This is a genomic window from Pseudomonas sp. LB3P25 (assembly GCF_054897985.1).
Window position 1 is genome coordinate 2,015,032 of record NZ_CM142711.1, and the last position, 15,749, is coordinate 2,030,780.

Annotated in this window: 14 protein-coding genes; 10 read left to right on the forward strand and 4 right to left on the reverse strand. The window is 59.1% G+C overall.

Going from position 1 to position 15,749, the window contains the following annotated elements; translation table 11 throughout:
* The first annotated feature begins 86 nt into the window (after positions 1-86).
* The gene (gene pap, locus ACYZTW_RS08920; RefSeq protein WP_462004567.1) at positions 87-1,610 is read left to right on the forward strand and encodes a polyphosphate:AMP phosphotransferase; all 1,524 of its coding nucleotides are present in this window, start codon (positions 87-89) and stop codon (positions 1,608-1,610) included.
* A gap of 101 nt (positions 1,611-1,711) precedes the next feature.
* Positions 1,712-2,896 (forward strand): thiolase family protein, encoded by a 1,185-nt coding sequence (locus ACYZTW_RS08925; protein WP_462004568.1) that lies wholly within the window; start codon positions 1,712-1,714, stop codon positions 2,894-2,896.
* Positions 2,897-3,019: 123 nt separating this feature from the next.
* On the opposite strand, the gene ACYZTW_RS08930 is transcribed toward ACYZTW_RS08925, so the two are convergent.
* Entirely contained in the window at positions 3,020-3,214 is a 195-nt protein-coding gene (locus ACYZTW_RS08930; protein WP_149629284.1) for a DUF6316 family protein, read from the reverse strand.
* Positions 3,215-3,425: 211 nt separating this feature from the next.
* On the opposite strand from ACYZTW_RS08930, the gene ACYZTW_RS08935 reads away from it, so the two are divergent.
* Positions 3,426-4,385 carry a DMT family transporter gene (locus ACYZTW_RS08935; protein ID WP_462004569.1) on the forward strand — a complete coding sequence of 320 codons (960 nt, stop codon included), beginning with the start codon at positions 3,426-3,428 and terminating at the stop codon, positions 4,383-4,385.
* A gap of 104 nt (positions 4,386-4,489) precedes the next feature.
* Here the strand turns inward: ACYZTW_RS08935 and ACYZTW_RS08940 are convergent, their stop codons facing one another.
* Positions 4,490-5,884: a class II fumarate hydratase gene (locus ACYZTW_RS08940; RefSeq protein WP_462005724.1), complete on the reverse strand. Its 1,395-nt coding sequence runs from the start codon at positions 5,882-5,884 to the stop codon at positions 4,490-4,492.
* Between the two features lie 192 nt (positions 5,885-6,076).
* Here ACYZTW_RS08940 and ACYZTW_RS08945 point away from each other — a divergent pair, with 192 nt between their 5' ends.
* From ACYZTW_RS08945 to ACYZTW_RS08975, 7 genes are all read left to right on the forward strand, one after another.
* Positions 6,077-6,607: a DUF2059 domain-containing protein gene (locus tag ACYZTW_RS08945; RefSeq protein WP_046049126.1), complete on the forward strand. Its 531-nt coding sequence runs from the start codon at positions 6,077-6,079 to the stop codon at positions 6,605-6,607.
* 13 nt (positions 6,608-6,620) lie between these two features.
* Positions 6,621-6,920 carry a BolA family protein gene (locus ACYZTW_RS08950; RefSeq protein WP_008151216.1) on the forward strand — a complete coding sequence of 100 codons (300 nt, stop codon included), beginning with the start codon at positions 6,621-6,623 and terminating at the stop codon, positions 6,918-6,920.
* A gap of 313 nt (positions 6,921-7,233) precedes the next feature.
* Positions 7,234-8,175 (forward strand): oxygen-dependent tRNA uridine(34) hydroxylase TrhO, encoded by a 942-nt coding sequence (gene trhO, locus ACYZTW_RS08955; RefSeq protein ID WP_462004570.1) that lies wholly within the window; start codon positions 7,234-7,236, stop codon positions 8,173-8,175.
* Between the two features lie 39 nt (positions 8,176-8,214).
* Positions 8,215-8,817, forward strand: a complete 603-nt coding sequence (locus ACYZTW_RS08960; RefSeq protein ID WP_176471620.1) for a DsbA family protein — start codon at positions 8,215-8,217, stop codon at positions 8,815-8,817.
* Complete coding sequence (locus ACYZTW_RS08965) at positions 8,810-10,627, forward strand: ABC transporter ATP-binding protein (RefSeq protein WP_462004571.1); 1,818 nt, start codon at positions 8,810-8,812, stop codon at positions 10,625-10,627. Before ACYZTW_RS08960 ends, ACYZTW_RS08965 begins: the two co-directional genes overlap by 8 nt.
* Before the next feature lie 215 nt (positions 10,628-10,842).
* Positions 10,843-13,302, forward strand: a complete 2,460-nt coding sequence (locus ACYZTW_RS08970; protein WP_462004572.1) for an EAL domain-containing protein — start codon at positions 10,843-10,845, stop codon at positions 13,300-13,302.
* A gap of 78 nt (positions 13,303-13,380) precedes the next feature.
* Positions 13,381-14,142 carry a TenA family transcriptional regulator gene (locus tag ACYZTW_RS08975; protein WP_462004573.1) on the forward strand — a complete coding sequence of 254 codons (762 nt, stop codon included), beginning with the start codon at positions 13,381-13,383 and terminating at the stop codon, positions 14,140-14,142.
* Between the two features lie 83 nt (positions 14,143-14,225).
* Here ACYZTW_RS08975 and sugE read toward each other — a convergent pair whose 3' ends face one another.
* Together sugE and ACYZTW_RS08985 are read right to left on the reverse strand one after the other, a co-directional pair.
* Entirely contained in the window at positions 14,226-14,540 is a 315-nt protein-coding gene (gene sugE / locus ACYZTW_RS08980) for a quaternary ammonium compound efflux SMR transporter SugE (protein ID WP_008151200.1), read from the reverse strand.
* Between the two features lie 119 nt (positions 14,541-14,659).
* Positions 14,660-15,625, reverse strand: a complete 966-nt coding sequence (locus ACYZTW_RS08985; RefSeq protein ID WP_462004574.1) for a bile acid:sodium symporter family protein — start codon at positions 15,623-15,625, stop codon at positions 14,660-14,662.
* Positions 15,626-15,749: the final 124 nt, after the last annotated feature.

Below are 15,749 nucleotides of genomic sequence, written 5' to 3' on the forward strand. Positions count from 1 at the left end.
CCAGTCGTTGCTGAGAGGCAAGGGATTTCTCCCACGCTGGCGAGGTCAATCCGTTAGTCTTGCTCAATCTGGAAAGGGAGCCATCCATGTTCGAATCCGCCGAAATCGGTCACTCCATCGACAAAGAAACCTACGACGCAGAAGAGCCGGCCCTGCGTGAAGCCTTGCTCGAAGCGCAGTTCGAACTTCACCAGCAACGCCGCTTTCCGGTCATCGTTCTGATCAATGGCATCGAAGGGGCCGGCAAGGGCGAGACGGTCAAGTTGCTTAACGAATGGATGGACCCACGCCTGATCGAGGTCCGCACGTTCGATCAGCAGACCGACGAAGAGCTGGCGCGGCCACCAGCCTGGCGCTACTGGCGGATGCTCCCGGCCAAGGGCCGCATGGGGATTTTCTTCGGCAACTGGTACAGCCAGATGCTGCAAGGCCGGGTTCATGGCTTGTTCAAAGACCCGGTGCTGGATCAGGCGATCAATCAGTCCGAGCGCTTTGAAAAAATGCTCTGCGACGAAGGTGCACTGATCTTCAAGTTCTGGTTCCACCTCTCCAAGAAGCAAATGAAGGCGCGGCTCAAGGCACTGGCGGATGACCCGCTGCACAGCTGGCGCATCAGTCCACTGGACTGGCAACAATCGCAAACCTACGACAAATTCGTGAAGTACGGCGAACGCGTGTTGCGCCGTACCAGCCGCGACTACGCGCCTTGGCATGTGATCGAAGGGGTGGACGCCCATTACCGCAGTCTGACGGTGGGCAAGATCCTGCTCGAAGGCCTGCAAAATGCCCTGAAGCGTCCCGAGGTCCATCCCGACAAGGTCAATGCCGCGCCGTTGCCCATTCATGTCGATCAGTTGAACCTGCTCGACAGTCTGGATTTGACTCAGAGTCTGGACAAGGACGATTACGAAGAACAATTGATTACCGAGCAGGCGCGATTCTCCGGCCTGATGCGCGACAAACGCATGCGCCGGCACGCTTTGGTGGCGGTGTTCGAGGGCAATGATGCGGCAGGCAAGGGCGGGGCGATCCGCCGGGTTGCGGCGGCCCTCGATCCGCGTCAGTACAGCATCGTGCCGATTGCCGCGCCCACCGAAGAGGAACGGGCGCAGCCTTATCTGTGGCGTTTCTGGCGGCACATCCCGGCCAAGGGCAAGTTCACGGTGTTTGATCGCTCGTGGTACGGGCGGGTGCTGGTGGAACGCGTCGAAGGCTTCTGCCCGCCGGCGGACTGGTTGCGGGCCTACAGTGAAATCAATGATTTTGAAGAGCAGATCGCCGACGCCGGGGTGATTGTGGTCAAGTTCTGGCTGGCCATCGACAAGCAGACGCAACTGGAACGTTTCCAGGCGCGGGAAGAAATTCCCTTCAAGCGTTTCAAGATCACCGAAGATGACTGGCGCAATCGTGAAAAATGGGACGACTACCGCGCGGCGGTCGGTGACATGGTTGATCGCACCAGCACCGAGATATCGCCCTGGACGCTAGTGGAAGCCAATGACAAGCGCTGGGCACGGGTCAAAGTCCTGCGCACCATCAATCTGGCGCTGGAAGAGGCGTTTGAAAAGTCCGACAAACACGACAGGAAAGCGAAACAGCACAAGAAGTGAGCGATGGTTGCGCATACGCGGGGTGAATGATTGTCGCGGTCGGTAATGCGGTGGACTTATGCTCGGTCCACTCTCAACCGACAACAACAATGAGGTATGCCATGCGTGAAGTGGTGATCGTCGACAGCGTGCGGACCGGCCTGGCCAAATCCTTTCGCGGCAAATTCAACCAGACCCGTCCGGACGACATGGCGGCCCATTGCGTCAATGCACTGCTGGCGCGCTCGGGCATCGCCCCGGCCAGCGTCGAGGATTGCATCGTCGGTGCCGGTTCTAACGAAGGTGGCCAGGGCTTCAACATCGGTCGCAACATCGCGGTGCTGTCGCGCCTGGGCACCGGCACTGCCGGCATGACCCTCAACCGTTTTTGCTCGTCGGGCTTGCAGGCGATCGCCATCGCCGCTAACCAGATTGCTTCGGGTTGCAGCGACATCATTGTCGCCGGTGGCGTCGAGTCCATCAGCCTGACCATGAAAAGCATCAACACCGACAACCTGATCAATCCGCTGCTCAAAGAGCAGGTCCCGGGCATTTACTTCCCGATGGGCCAGACCGCCGAAATCGTCGCTCGTCGTTACAACGTCAGCCGCGAAGAACAGGATCTGTACGCGCTGCAAAGTCAGCAACGTACCGCTCAGGCTCAGGCCGCTGGATTGTTTGACGACGAAATCGTGCCGATGGCGGTGAAGTATCGCGTTGAAGACAAGGCCACCGGTCAGGTGCAGATCCTTGAAGGCATCGTCGATCACGATGACTGCAATCGCCCGGGCACCACCCTGGAAAGCTTGGCGGGATTGAAACCGGTGTTTGTCGAAGACGGTTCGGTGACGGCGGGCAATTCTTCGCAGTTGTCCGATGGCGCGTCGATGACGCTGGTGATGAGCCTGGAAAAAGCACTGGCACTGGGGTTGAAGCCCAAGGCGTTCTTCCGTGGTTTCACCGTGGCCGGTTGCGAGCCGGATGAAATGGGCATCGGCCCAGTGTTCTCGGTGCCGAAGTTGCTCAAGGCCAAGGGTTTGCAGATTGCCGACATTGATCTGTGGGAACTCAACGAAGCGTTCGCCTCGCAATGCCTGTACAGCCGCAATCGGTTGGAGATCGATAACGACAAGTACAACGTCAACGGAGGTTCGATTTCGATCGGCCATCCGTTCGGCATGACCGGCTCGCGTCAGGTCGGGCATCTCGTGCGTGAATTGCAGCGCCGCAACGTGCGTTACGGCATCGTCACCATGTGTGTGGGTGGCGGGATGGGGGCGACCGGGTTGTTCGAAGCTGTGCGTTAAATCCGGAAGATTTGTATTGCCTGATTAACCGCCTTCGCGAGCAGGCTCGCTCCCACACTCGATCTATGGCACACACGAGATCCCTGTGGGAGCGAGCCTGCTCGCGAATGGAGGCGCCGCGGTCTACAGGCTCATACGCAAAAGCAGCATCCGCTCGATATACGCCTGTACCTCCCGCGCCAATTTCTCCGGGTTTTCAAACGGCCCCTCGAGGGTGTTTTCCCGGGTGCTGAAATACAACTCCCCATTCACACGACACACCCGATCACAGCGAAAGTGCGTGGCGGGGGCATTGTCCTGGGCGCGCTTGCCGTACATGGCGATCTCCTGAGGAATGTTCCTGATGGCGAATCCCATGAGCTTATGCATGAACCACTTGCAATGCCTGGCCAGCCGATCGACGGCATAGCGCCAATTTAATGGTGCGACCTGCACAGTTTCATTCGCGGCCAGCGCCCAACTGTCCCTGTGTGCCGGACGGCGCTAAGCCTAGAATGACCTTTCTCGCCACTTGGCTTCGGGGTTCGCAATGCACATTTCATCGGGTCGCTGGGTTTACGGTCTGTTCCTGGCCTTGGTGACCGCGCTGCTGTGGGGAATCCTGCCGATCAAGCTCAAGCAAGTACTGCTGGTGATGGACCCGGTGACGGTGACCTGGTTTCGCCTGATCGTATCCGGCGGGTGCCTGTTCATTTTTCTGGCGGCGACCAAACGCCTGCCGAGCCGCAAGGTGCTGGGGCCGCGCGGAGGCTGGTTGGTGCTGATGGCAGTACTCGGCCTGGTGGGCAACTACGTGTTGTACCTGATGGGCCTGAACCTGCTCAGCCCCGGCACCGCGCAACTGGTGGTGCAGATGGGCCCGATCATGTTGCTGATCGCCAGCCTGTTTGTGTTCAAGGAACGGTTCAGCGTGGGGCAAGGGATTGGCCTGCTGGTGCTGTTGATCGGCTTTGCCCTGTTCTTCAATCAACGGCTGGCCGAGTTACTGACCTCGCTGACCGATTACACCGCCGGCGTGCTGTTGGTGCTGTTGGCGTCCACGGTCTGGACGTTCTACGCCTTGGGCCAGAAGCAACTGCTCACGGTGTGGAATTCGTTTCAGGTCATGATGGTGATCTATCTGTTCTGCGCGCTGTTGTTGACGCCGTGGGTGCATCCGCTGGAAGCGCTGCAACTGAGTCCGCTGCAAGGCTGGCTACTGCTGGCGTGCTGCATGAACACCCTGATCGCCTATGGCGCGTTTGCCGAAGCCCTGGCGCATTGGGAGGCATCGCGGGTCAGTGCGACGCTGGCGATCACACCGTTGGTGACGTTCGCTGCGGTGGCCGTGGCCGCATGGATGTGGCCGGAGTATGTGCATGCCGAGACGATCAATGGTCTGGGGTATGGCGGGGCGGTGCTGGTGGTGCTGGGGTCGGCGCTGGTGGCGTTGGGGCCTTCGCTGATTGCCGGGCTCAGAGCCCGTCGCGTTAGGATTGCAGCAGGGTAATCCGCGTCATCGTTCTTCGCGAGCAGGCTCGCTCCCACAGGAGGATGCGATCCAATGTGGGAGCGAGCCTGCTCGCGAAGTCGATCTGATGGTCGCTACAAAGCTTAACCCTTGGCACCTGCCTCCAGCATATTCTCCGGCCTCACCCAGGCATCAAACTCTTCGTCCGTCAGATACCCAAGTTGCAACGCCGCCTCACGCAAGGTCAGCCCTTCTGCGTAAGCCTTTTTGGCGATCTCCGCCGATTTGTCATAACCAATGTGCGGATTCAGCGCCGTCACCAGCATCAGCCCACGCTCCAGATGTTCAGCCATTTTCTCTGCATCCGGTTCCAGACCGGCGATGCAATGCTGCTGGAAGTTGCTGCAGCCATCGCCGAGCAGGCGAATCGATTGCAGCAGGTTGTGGATGATCACCGGTTTGAACACGTTCAGTTGCAGGTGCCCCTGACTCGCGGCAAAGCCAATGGCGACGTCATTGCCCAATACCTGACACGCCAGCATCGACAGGGCTTCGCACTGAGTCGGGTTGACCTTGCCGGGCATGATCGAGCTGCCCGGTTCGTTGGCCGGCAGTTTCACTTCGGCGAAGCCTGCTCGCGGCCCGGAACCCAGCAGACGCAGGTCGTTGGCGATTTTCATCAGGGTCACGGCGAGGGTTTTCAGCGCGCCGGACAGTGTCGTCAGCGGTTCATGGCCCGCCAGGGCGGCGAATTTGTTGGGTGCGGTGACGAACGGCAGGCCGGAGAGGGCGGCCAGTTCGGCAGCGATGGCTTCGCCAAAACCGTGGGGCGAATTCAGCCCGGTGCCGACCGCGGTGCCGCCCTGGGCCAGTTCACAGACGGCCGGCAGCGAGCTGCGGATCGCCCGCTCGGCGTAATCCAGTTGCGCGATGAACGCCGACAGTTCCTGACCGAAAGTAATCGGCGTCGCGTCCATCATGTGGGTCCGGCCGGTCTTGACCAGTTTCATATGCCGGGCGGACAGCTCGGCCAATCCGCCCGACAGTTCGCTGATCGCCGGCAGCAATTGCTGTTGCACTGCCTGGGCTGCCGCGATGTGCATGGCGGTCGGGAAACAGTCGTTGGAGCTCTGGGAGCGGTTGACGTGATCGTTCGGGTGAACCGGCGACTTGCCTCCGCGAGCATTACCGGCCAGTTCATTGGCCCGACCGGCGATCACTTCGTTGACGTTCATGTTGCTCTGGGTGCCGCTGCCGGTCTGCCAGACCACCAGCGGGAACTGGTCGTCATGGCTGCCGTCGAGCACTTCGTCGGCGGCCTGTTCAATTAGCCGGGCGATGTCGGCGGGCAGGTCACCGTTGCGGTCATTGACCCGCGCCGCGGCTTTCTTGATCAGCGCCAGGGCGTGCAGCACCGCCAGCGGCATGCGTTCGTTGCCGATCGCGAAGTTAATCAGCGAGCGTTGCGTCTGAGCGCCCCAGTAGGCTTCATCGGGGACTTCCACCTGGCCAAGGCTGTCGGTTTCGATACGGCTCATCATGCACACTCCTGTAGGTCTGATAGCGCAGTTTAGGCCGTGATCGCCGGCCGTGGTTCCATCAGTCTGGAATTTGACCGTTCAACCCCTCTAAATCAGGCCCGACAAGGCTTGGGGTTGAGCGACACACTTTTTTAGGCGCAGAATGGACGCCCTTGGGGTTTTACCTCGCCTGCTAGAAAAGGAAACTCGATGACTCGTCTTCGTGCCATCTGTACCGCGGTTGCACTGGTTTGCGCCAGCGGCCCTGTTTTTGCCGATACCGCCAGCCACAACGCCAGTGCCGAAGCTTTCCTGACCCTGGCGCACGCTGACAAATTGGGCACTCCGGTGTACATGCAAGTGCAGCAAATGTTCGCTCAGCGCTTTGAACAGACCAAAGCACCTGAATCGAAAAAAGCCTTGCTGGAAACCTACCAGGCCAAGGCCAACGCCGCTCTGGACGCAGCCATTGGCTGGAACAAGCTGAAGCCGGACATGGTCAAGCTCTACACCACCAACTTCAGCGAATCCGAGCTGAAAGACCTGGTCGCGTTCTACCAGTCGCCACTGGGCAAAAAAGTCCTGGAAAAAATGCCGCAGCTGACTCAGCAATCGGCCCAGATGACTCAAGCCAAGCTGGAAAGCGCCGTGCCTGTGGTCAACAAATTGCTGGCAGACATGACGGCCGAGCTGGAGCCTAAAGGCGCCGCCGCTCCTGCCCCTGCCAAGAAAAAGCCTTAAGCCGGAGTTCGGTATGACCATGCAACAACGCATCGAATCGACGCTGGGCCTGTTGCAGCCGCAGCATCTGCAAGTGCTGGATGAAAGCCACATGCACAGCCGTGGGTTGCAGACCCACTTCAAGGCCGTGGTGGTCAGCCAGCAGTTCGAAGGGCTCAACCGCGTCAAGCGTCACCAAAAAGTCTATGGCACGCTTGGCGAGCTGATGGGCGAGTTCCATGCGTTGGCGCTGCATACCTACACGCCAGAGGAATGGGCACAGATCGACGCGGCTCCGGCCTCGCCGACCTGTGCTGGCGGCAGCAAACATTAATGTGACGGGCTGAAGGGCTGTTGTGATGAGGGCTTTTGTGGCGAGGGGATTTATCCCCGTTCGGCTGCGAAGCAGTCGTAAAACCGGGCAGCTCGGTTTGCCTGACACACCTCGGTGAGGCTGATATTTTCAGGGCCGCTTCGCAGCCCAACGGGGATAAATCCCCTCACCACAATGGTTTGTGCCAAGCCTGTAGATCGCAGTCCTAAAACCACACCGTTTTTGCTAGAATCCGCAACGCGCCGCTCACCCGGCGCGTTTTTTTTCGCATCCGGTTCACCCCTTACGAGGGTAGCCACCTGGAGAATCACCCATGACACAACAGATTGTCGTGGCGGCACTGTATAAGTTCGTCACTCTGGAAGATTACGTCGCCCTGCGCGAGCCATTGCTGCAAGCGATGGTCGACAACGGCATCAAAGGCACGCTGCTGATCGCCGAAGAAGGCATCAACGGCACCGTGTCCGGCAGCCGCGAAGGCATTGACGGGCTGATGGCCTGGCTCAAGAACGACCCGCGCATGGACGACATCGACCACAAAGAGTCGTACTGCGACGACCAGCCGTTCTATCGCACCAAAGTCAAACTCAAGAAAGAAATCGTCACCCTCGGCGTCGAAGGCGTGGACCCGAACAAAAAGGTCGGCACCTACGTCGATCCAGAGAACTGGAACGCGTTGATCAGCGACCCGGAAGTGCTGCTGATCGACACCCGTAATGATTACGAAGTCTCGATCGGCACCTTCGAAGGCGCCATCGACCCGAAGACCACCAGTTTTCGCGAGTTTCCCGACTACATCAAAGCCCATTTCGACCCGGCCGTGCACAAGAAAGTCGCGATGTTCTGCACCGGCGGCATTCGTTGTGAAAAGGCGTCGAGTTACATGCTCAGCCAGGGTTTCGACGAGGTCTATCACCTCAAGGGCGGGATTCTGAAGTACCTCGAAGAGGTGCCGCAGGAAGAAACCAAATGGCAGGGCGACTGCTTCGTGTTCGATAACCGCGTGACCGTTCGTCACGATCTCAGCGAAGGCGACTACGATCAATGTCATGCCTGTCGGACACCGATCAGCGTCGAAGACCGCGCATCCGAGCACTACGTGGCCGGCATCAGTTGCCCGCATTGCTGGGATAAACTGAGCGAGAAGACCCGTCGCAGTGCCATCGACCGGCAAAAGCAGATCGAACTGGCCAAGGCTCGCAACCTGCCTCACCCGATCGGCTACAACTACAAGCAAACTCCTTCCGAGGCTTGAACCATGTCTGCGCAACGCCTGCTCTATGTGATGGACCCGATGTGTTCCTGGTGCTGGGGCTTTGCGCCGGTGGCCAACGCGCTGGTCGAGCAGGCGCAAGCCGCGGGTGTGGACGTGCACCTGGTGGTGGGCGGTTTGCGCACCGGCAGCGGCTCCGCGCTGGAGCCGACCACCCGGCGCTACATCCTTGAGCATTGGCAGGCGGTGAACGAGGCGACTGGCCAACCGTTCAAGCTGGAAGGTGCCTTGCCCGACGGGTTTGTCTACGACACCGAACCTGCCTGCCGGGCGCTGGTGACCGCGCGCAGCCTGGCGCCGGATTGCGCGTGGAAACTGCTCGGGCTGATTCAGCACGCGTTTTACGCCGAAGGTCGCGACGTCACACACGCCAGTGTGCTGGTGGAGCTGGCGGAGCAGGCTGGTCTGCCGCGTATCGAGTTCGCCGCCGCGTTCGACCGTGCCGATCAGCACGCCGCGACGGCGGCCGATTTCACCTGGGTCCAGGACTTGGGCATTGCCGGTTTCCCTACCTTACTGGCTGAACGTAATGGTCAATTGGCGCTGTTGACCAATGGCTATCAGCCGCTCAGCGTATTGTCTCCGTTGCTCGGCCGCTGGCTGGAGCGCGCTGCCTGTGCATGATCTGCCCGACGACGCGCCAGCTCCTTCACGTGTCGACCGTCTGAGCTGGGCGGAAATCCGTCGCCTGGCGCTGCATCACAAAAAATCCCTGTGGATCGCCAACGGCGTGGCGGTGCTGGCAACCCTGTGTAGCGTGCCGATCCCTTTGCTCTTGCCATTGCTGGTCGACGAAGTGCTGTTGGGCCACGGCGACGCCGCGCTGAAAGTCATGAACCACGCGCTGCCCGACGACTGGCAAAAAGCGGCGGGCTACATCGGCCTGATGCTGCTGGTGACCTTGTTGCTACGCTGTGGCGCCTTGTTCTTCAACGTGGTTCAGGCAAAGTTGTTTGCGGCACTGGCCAAAGACATCGTGTATCGCATTCGCACACGGCTGATCGAACGGCTCAAGCGCATTTCCCTGGGCGAATACGAAAGTCTGGGCAGCGGCACGGTGACCACGCATCTGGTCACCGACCTGGACACTGTGGACAAATTCGTCGGCGAAACCCTCAGTCGTTTCCTCGTCGCCATGCTGACCCTGGTAGGCACCGCGAGCATTCTGATCTGGATGCACTGGAAGCTGGCGCTGCTGATCATGCTGTTCAACCCGCTGGTGATCTACGCCACGGTACTGCTGGGCAAGCGGGTCAAGCACCTGAAGAAACTCGAGAACGACAGCACCTCGCGCTTTACCCAGGCGCTGACCGAAACCCTCGATTCCATTCAGGAAGTGCGCGCCGGCAACCGTCAGGGTTTTTTCCTCGGGCGCCTCGGGCAACGCGCCCGGGAAGTACGCGATTACGCGGTGAACTCGCAGTGGAAAACCGATGCCTCGAACCGTGCCAGCGGCTTGTTGTTCCAGTTCGGCATCGATATTTTCCGCGCCGCAGCGATGCTCACCGTGCTGTTTTCCGACCTGTCCATCGGCCAGATGCTGGCGGTGTTCAGCTACCTGTGGTTCATGATCGGTCCGGTGGAACAGCTGCTGAATCTGCAGTACGCCTATTACGCTGCCGGTGGCGCACTGTCGCGGATCAACGAATTGCTGGCCCGGGCCGATGAGCCTGAATACCCGGGTGGTGTCGACCCGTTCAACGGTCGCGAAACCGTTGGCATCGAAGTCCAGGGATTGAGTTTCGGTTACGGCGACGAGCTGGTGTTGAACCAGATGAACCTGTCGATCGCCCCCGGTGAAAAAGTGGCGATTGTTGGCGCCAGCGGCGGAGGCAAAAGCACGCTGGTGCAGTTGCTGCTGGGCCTGTACACGCCGCTCGCCGGAACGATTCGCTTCGGCGGCTCGACCCAACAAGAGATCGGCCTGGAAACCGTGCGGGAAAATGTCGCCGTGGTCCTGCAACATCCGGCGCTGTTCAACGACACCATTCGCGCCAACCTGACCATGGGCCGCGAACGCAGCGACGAAGCCTGCTGGCAGGCTTTGGAGATTGCTCAGTTGCACCACACGGTTCGTGAGTTGCCCAATGGCCTGGACAGCATCGTCGGACGCTCCGGCGTGCGGTTATCCGGCGGGCAGCGTCAACGCCTGGCGATTGCGCGGATGGTGCTGGCCGAGCCCAAGGTGGTGATCCTCGACGAAGCCACCTCAGCGCTGGATGCCGCCACCGAATACAACCTGCACCAGGCGTTGGCGCGGTTCTTGAGCAACCGCACCACGTTGATCATTGCGCACCGATTGTCCGCGGTGAAGCAGGCTGATCGGGTGCTGGTGTTCGATGGCGGGCAAATTGCCGAGGATGGCGACCATCAGCAGTTGATTGCTGATGGTGGTTTGTACGCCAAGCTTTATGGGCATTTGCAGCAGCACTAGCCAATGCGCACAGCCTCTTTTTCCGACGATGCCCGTTTTGAAGTGAGCCAATGCGCTTCAAACTCGGCGCGAATGGCTTGATAACTCTTAGTGACTTATAGGCACTTCCCCACAGAGGGAGGGGCTTCTCGCTTGCCGGGATCAAGAACGCACCCTAGTCTAGCTGTAGCGATCACGTTGGATGATGATCTGGCAGTGCTAAAACAAGGGACCTCATGAATCAAGCGCGGACTCTCGGAACGCCACGGTTGTTGGGCATCGTCTGGCCATTTATCGCCGTTGTGTTATTTCAAGCCATGTTGGGCGGTGTCAGCCTGTATGTTCTGTCGGCGGTTCGCGGCTATGTTGCCGGTGAAAGCCTATGGTCCAAAGGACAAAAAGACGCCATCTATTACCTCAATCTCTACGCCGATAGTCGCGACGAGACGATTTTCCTCAAATACCAGAACGCCATTGCCGTACCTCAGGGCGGTCACGAATTGCGTGTGGCGCTGGACCATCAGCCACCGAATATCGAGGCGGCGCGACTGGCGATCCTCAAGGGTGGCAACCACCCGGATGATGTTTCCAGTCTGATCTGGCTCTACCTCAATTTCCGGCACTTCAGTTACCTCGAAAAAGCCATCGACCTTTGGACGGTGGGCGACGCGTACCTGGTACGACTCGATGATGTTGCGAAGGACATGCATCAGCGCATCACCGTCAATCAAGCCGCCGATGCCGACATCAAGCACTGGAAGGACCAGATATTCGCCATCAATGAGGGTGTGACACCGGCGGCGAAAGCCTTCAGCGATGCCTTGGGCGAAGGTTCGCGGGTGATCCTGCGGCTGCTGCTGGTGACGAACCTGGCCACCGCGCTGGGGTTGATTGCATTGGCACTGATGCGGACTCACAAACTGCTCAAGCAGCGCCATGCCTTCGCCGAGGCCCTGCAGTTGGAGAAGGATCGGGCGCAGATCACCCTGCAATCGATTGGCGATGGCGTGATCACCACGAATGTCGAAGGCGCGATCGCCTACATGAACCCGGCCGCCGAGGCGCTGACCCACTGGAAGGCCGAACAGGCGACGGGTTTGCCGCTGGCGGCGCTGTTCAATCTGCTGGACGAGAACGCTCAGGCCGATGGCTTCACGCTGATCGAGCACATTTTGAGCGGACAGCTCAGCAGTGGCAGCGAACACTCAAAATTGATCCAGCGCCTGGATGGCAGCACGGTTTCGGTCACTCTGGTCGGTGCGCCGATCAGCAACGCCGGCAAGGTCAGCGGTACCGTGCTGGTATTGCACGACATGACCCAGGAGCGGCAATACATTGCCAATCTGTCCTGGCAGGCGACCCATGACGCCTTGACCGGGCTCGCCAACCGCCGCGAGTTCGAGTATCGCCTGGAACAGGCGCTGCACATCCTGGCGCGGCAGTCGGGGCGCCATGCGCTGATGTTTCTCGATCTGGATCAGTTCAAACTGGTCAACGATACCTGCGGCCATGCGGCGGGTGACGAGTTACTGCGGCATATCTGCGCCTTGTTGCAATCCGGTTTGCGCGAAGGCGATACCCTGGCCCGGTTGGGCGGCGACGAATTTGGCATTCTGCTGGAGAACTGCGCCCCGGAAGCCGCCGAGAAAATCGCCGAAGGCCTGCGTCAGACCGTGCAGAACCTGCATTTCGTCTGGAAAGGCCGACCGTTCGTGACCACTGTGAGCATCGGACTGGTTCACGTCGCTCAGAATCCGACCACTCTCGAAGCCTCGCTGCGCGCTGCCGACATGGCTTGCTACATGGCAAAGGAGAAAGGCCGCAATCGGGTTCAGGTCTATCACGCCGACGATTCGGAACTGTCCCTGCGCTTCGGCGAGATGGCTTGGGTGCAGCGCTTGCACATGGCGCTGGAAGAAAACCGCTTCTGTCTGTACGCCCAGGAAATCGTGCCCCTTGGTCATATCGAGAAGGGCGGTGGGCATATCGAAATTCTGTTGCGCCTGCATGACGAAGCCGGACGCATGATTCTGCCCGACAGTTTTATTCCGGCTGCCGAACGTTATGGTCTGATGACATCCCTTGACCGCTGGGTTGTGCAGAACGTTTTCAAAGTCATTGCCCAATGTATAGCCGAAAAGCGCAAAGGGCCGTTGGCCATGTGTGCGATTAATCTGTCAGGCACAACTATCGGAGATGACGCGTTTCTGCACTTCCTGCGTGAACAGTTTGTTACTTACTCCATACCGCCTGAAATGATTTGTTTTGAAATCACTGAAACCAGTGCTATTTCCAATCTTGGAAGTGCAATTAGATTTATTAATGAACTCAAAGGTTTAGGTTGCCACTTTTCACTGGATGACTTCTGCGCCGGTATGTCCTCATTCGCCTACTTGAAACATTTACCTGTAGACTTCCTGAAGATCGACGGGAGTTTCGTAAAGGATATGCTGGACGACCCGATTAACCGCGCCATGGTCGAAGTGATCAATCACATCGGTCATGTAATGGGTAAGCGTACGATTGCCGAGTTTGTTGAAACACCCCAGATCGAGCAGGCATTGCTGGAGATCGGGGTCGATTACGCTCAAGGGTATGTGATTGAACGCCCGCATTTGTTTACCTGCGACAGTTTACAAAGTCGTCCAGCCAGGCCTCAGCCTTTGTTATTCAAGGCGCCTGGCACGTTCCGTTGAAATCTCTTGCTGATCCTTATAATCACAATCAAAAGGAGCTCGACAGTGATCGACACATTCAACCGAACCGGACCACTCATGGAAGCTGCAAGTTACCCCGCCTGGGCTCAGCGCCTGATCCAGGATTGCAGCGAGAGCAAACGCCGGGTTGTCGAACACGAACTGTATCAGCGTCTGCGTGACAACAAACTCAGCGCAAAGACCATGCGCCAGTACCTTATTGGTGGCTGGCCGGTGGTCGAACAGTTCGCGTTATATATGGCACAGAACCTGACCAAGACTCGCTTTGCCCGCCATCCAGGTGAAGACATGGCGCGTCGGTGGTTGATGCGTAACATTCGCGTCGAATTGAACCATGCCGATTACTGGGTGCACTGGAGCCGGGCTCATGGTGTCAGCCTGGAAGATCTGCAAGCGCAACAAGTTACGCCTGAACTTCACGCGTTGAGCCACTGGTGCTGGCACACCAGTTCAGCGGATTCGCTGATCGTTGCCATTGCCGCCACCAACTACGCCATTGAAGGTGCGACCGGGGAGTGGTCGGCGCTGGTTTGTTCCAGTGGCGTTTACGCGGCATCGTTCCCGGAGGAAGATCGCAAGCGGGCCATGAAGTGGTTGAAGATGCATGCCCAGTACGATGATGCCCATCCGTGGGAAGCGCTGGAAATCATTTGCACGCTGGCGGGCATGAACCCAAGCAAATCCCTGCAAGTGGAATTGCGTCACGCAGTCTGCAAGAGCTACGACTACATGTTCCTGTTCCTGGAGCGCTGCATGCAGCTTGAGCGTGCGGAAAAGGCTCCGGTGATGCGTGAACGCATGGCGCTGGCGGAAAGCTGATCGGTTATCCACACCATTGAAAAAGCCCGCTCCCCCTGTCTGTATCGATAGGGGGCGGGCTTTGTCGTCATGGCAGCAAACAGTCAGGCGCTGATCTTCAGCCCGACCAGCCCGGAAATGATCAACGCCACACTGGCCAGCCTGAACAGCGCCATGGATTCACCGAACAGAATGATCCCGGCGATCACCGTCCCGACTGCACCGACGCCCGTCCAGATCGCGTAGGCCGTGCCCAACGGCAATTCCTTCATGGCAAGGCCCAGCAAGCCAAGGCTGATGGCCATGGCGGCAACGGTCAATGCGGTGGGGAGAGGGCGGCTGAAGCCATCGGTGTATTTCAGGCCGACGGCCCAGCCAACTTCGAACAGGCCGGCGAAAAACAGAATGATCCAGGACATGAGAGACCTCCATCGATTGACGGGGTCGTCCCCAGATTAATGACTCGATCGAGCCGCGAGGTCGTCCTCGCGTTGCGCAATAGAGTGCCCATCATTAACCCGAGGATCAAGTTTTCGGATCAGTCGATAGCCTGCTGAGCCGCTGTTTCCCGATCTGCTTTCTCACTCATCCGGCGGAAATACGTCGAGAGCAGCGCCCCGGAGATGTTGTGCCAGACGCTGAACAACGCACTCGGCACCGCCGCCAGCGGCGAGAAGTGCGCACTGGCCAGAGCCGCACCCAGCCCGGAGTTCTGCATGCCGACTTCCAGCGCCAGGGATTTACGCTGGGCCAGTGGCAACTTGAACAGCCTCCCGGTGAAGTAACCCAGCAGATAGCCGAAGCTGTTGTGCAGCATCACCACGGCCATGATCAGCAGGCCGGACTCGGCAATCTTCGCCTGGCTGGCGGCCACCACGGCTGTGACGATAATGACGATGCTCACCACCGAGATCAGCGGCAGCACGTCCACTGCGTGGCGAACCCGATCACCCAGCAGGCGCTGGGCAACCACGCCAAGCACGATCGGCAACAGCACCACTTGCAGGATCGACCAGAACAGCTCCATGAATGACACCGGCAACCAGGCTGAGGCCAGCAGCCAGATCAGAGCCGGGGTCAAAAGCGGGGCGAGGAGGGTGGTGACAGCGGCGATGGCCACCGACAGCGCCAGATCGCCGCGGGCTAGCCAGGTCATCACGTTCGACGAGGTGCCGCTAGGGCAGCAGCCGACCAGGATGACGCCGACCGCGATCTCCGGCGGCAAGTGGAACGCCTGGCAGAGCAACCACGCCACACCGGGCATGATCACGAAATGCGCAACCACGCCCAAGGCCACACGCCATGGATGGCGAGCGACTTCGGCGAAGTCTTCGAGTTTGAGGGTCAGGCCCATGCCGAACATCACCAGCCCCAGCAGCGGCACGATCGCGCCTTTCAGGCCGATGAACCAGGTCGGTTGCAGGAACGCCATGACGGCGAAAATCAGTACCCAGTAAGCGAAGGTGTTGCCGACAAATCGACTCAATGCAGCCAGTGCACGCATGGCCTGATCCTTATTCTTGAGTAACACCATAAAACCATTGTGGGAGCGAGCCATGTGGCGAGGGGATTTATCCCCGTTCGGCTGCGAAGCAGTCGTAAACGCGCTTTAACTTCGAAATGCCGGG

Coding starts and splice junctions, on each gene's coding strand:
- pap (WP_462004567.1), top strand. CDS start 87: ATGTTCGAATCCGCCGAAATCGGTCACTCCATCGACAAAGAAACCTAC.
- ACYZTW_RS08925 (WP_462004568.1), top strand. CDS start 1,712: ATGCGTGAAGTGGTGATCGTCGACAGCGTGCGGACCGGCCTGGCCAAA.
- ACYZTW_RS08930 (WP_149629284.1), bottom strand. CDS start 3,214: ATGTACGGCAAGCGCGCCCAGGACAATGCCCCCGCCACGCACTTTCGC.
- ACYZTW_RS08935 (WP_462004569.1), top strand. CDS start 3,426: ATGCACATTTCATCGGGTCGCTGGGTTTACGGTCTGTTCCTGGCCTTG.
- ACYZTW_RS08940 (WP_462005724.1), bottom strand. CDS start 5,884: ATGAGCCGTATCGAAACCGACAGCCTTGGCCAGGTGGAAGTCCCCGAT.
- ACYZTW_RS08945 (WP_046049126.1), top strand. CDS start 6,077: ATGACTCGTCTTCGTGCCATCTGTACCGCGGTTGCACTGGTTTGCGCC.
- ACYZTW_RS08950 (WP_008151216.1), top strand. CDS start 6,621: ATGACCATGCAACAACGCATCGAATCGACGCTGGGCCTGTTGCAGCCG.
- trhO (WP_462004570.1), top strand. CDS start 7,234: ATGACACAACAGATTGTCGTGGCGGCACTGTATAAGTTCGTCACTCTG.
- ACYZTW_RS08960 (WP_176471620.1), top strand. CDS start 8,215: ATGTGTTCCTGGTGCTGGGGCTTTGCGCCGGTGGCCAACGCGCTGGTC.
- ACYZTW_RS08970 (WP_462004572.1), top strand. CDS start 10,843: ATGAATCAAGCGCGGACTCTCGGAACGCCACGGTTGTTGGGCATCGTC.
- ACYZTW_RS08975 (WP_462004573.1), top strand. CDS start 13,381: ATGGAAGCTGCAAGTTACCCCGCCTGGGCTCAGCGCCTGATCCAGGAT.
- sugE (WP_008151200.1), bottom strand. CDS start 14,540: ATGTCCTGGATCATTCTGTTTTTCGCCGGCCTGTTCGAAGTTGGCTGG.
- ACYZTW_RS08985 (WP_462004574.1), bottom strand. CDS start 15,625: ATGCGTGCACTGGCTGCATTGAGTCGATTTGTCGGCAACACCTTCGCT.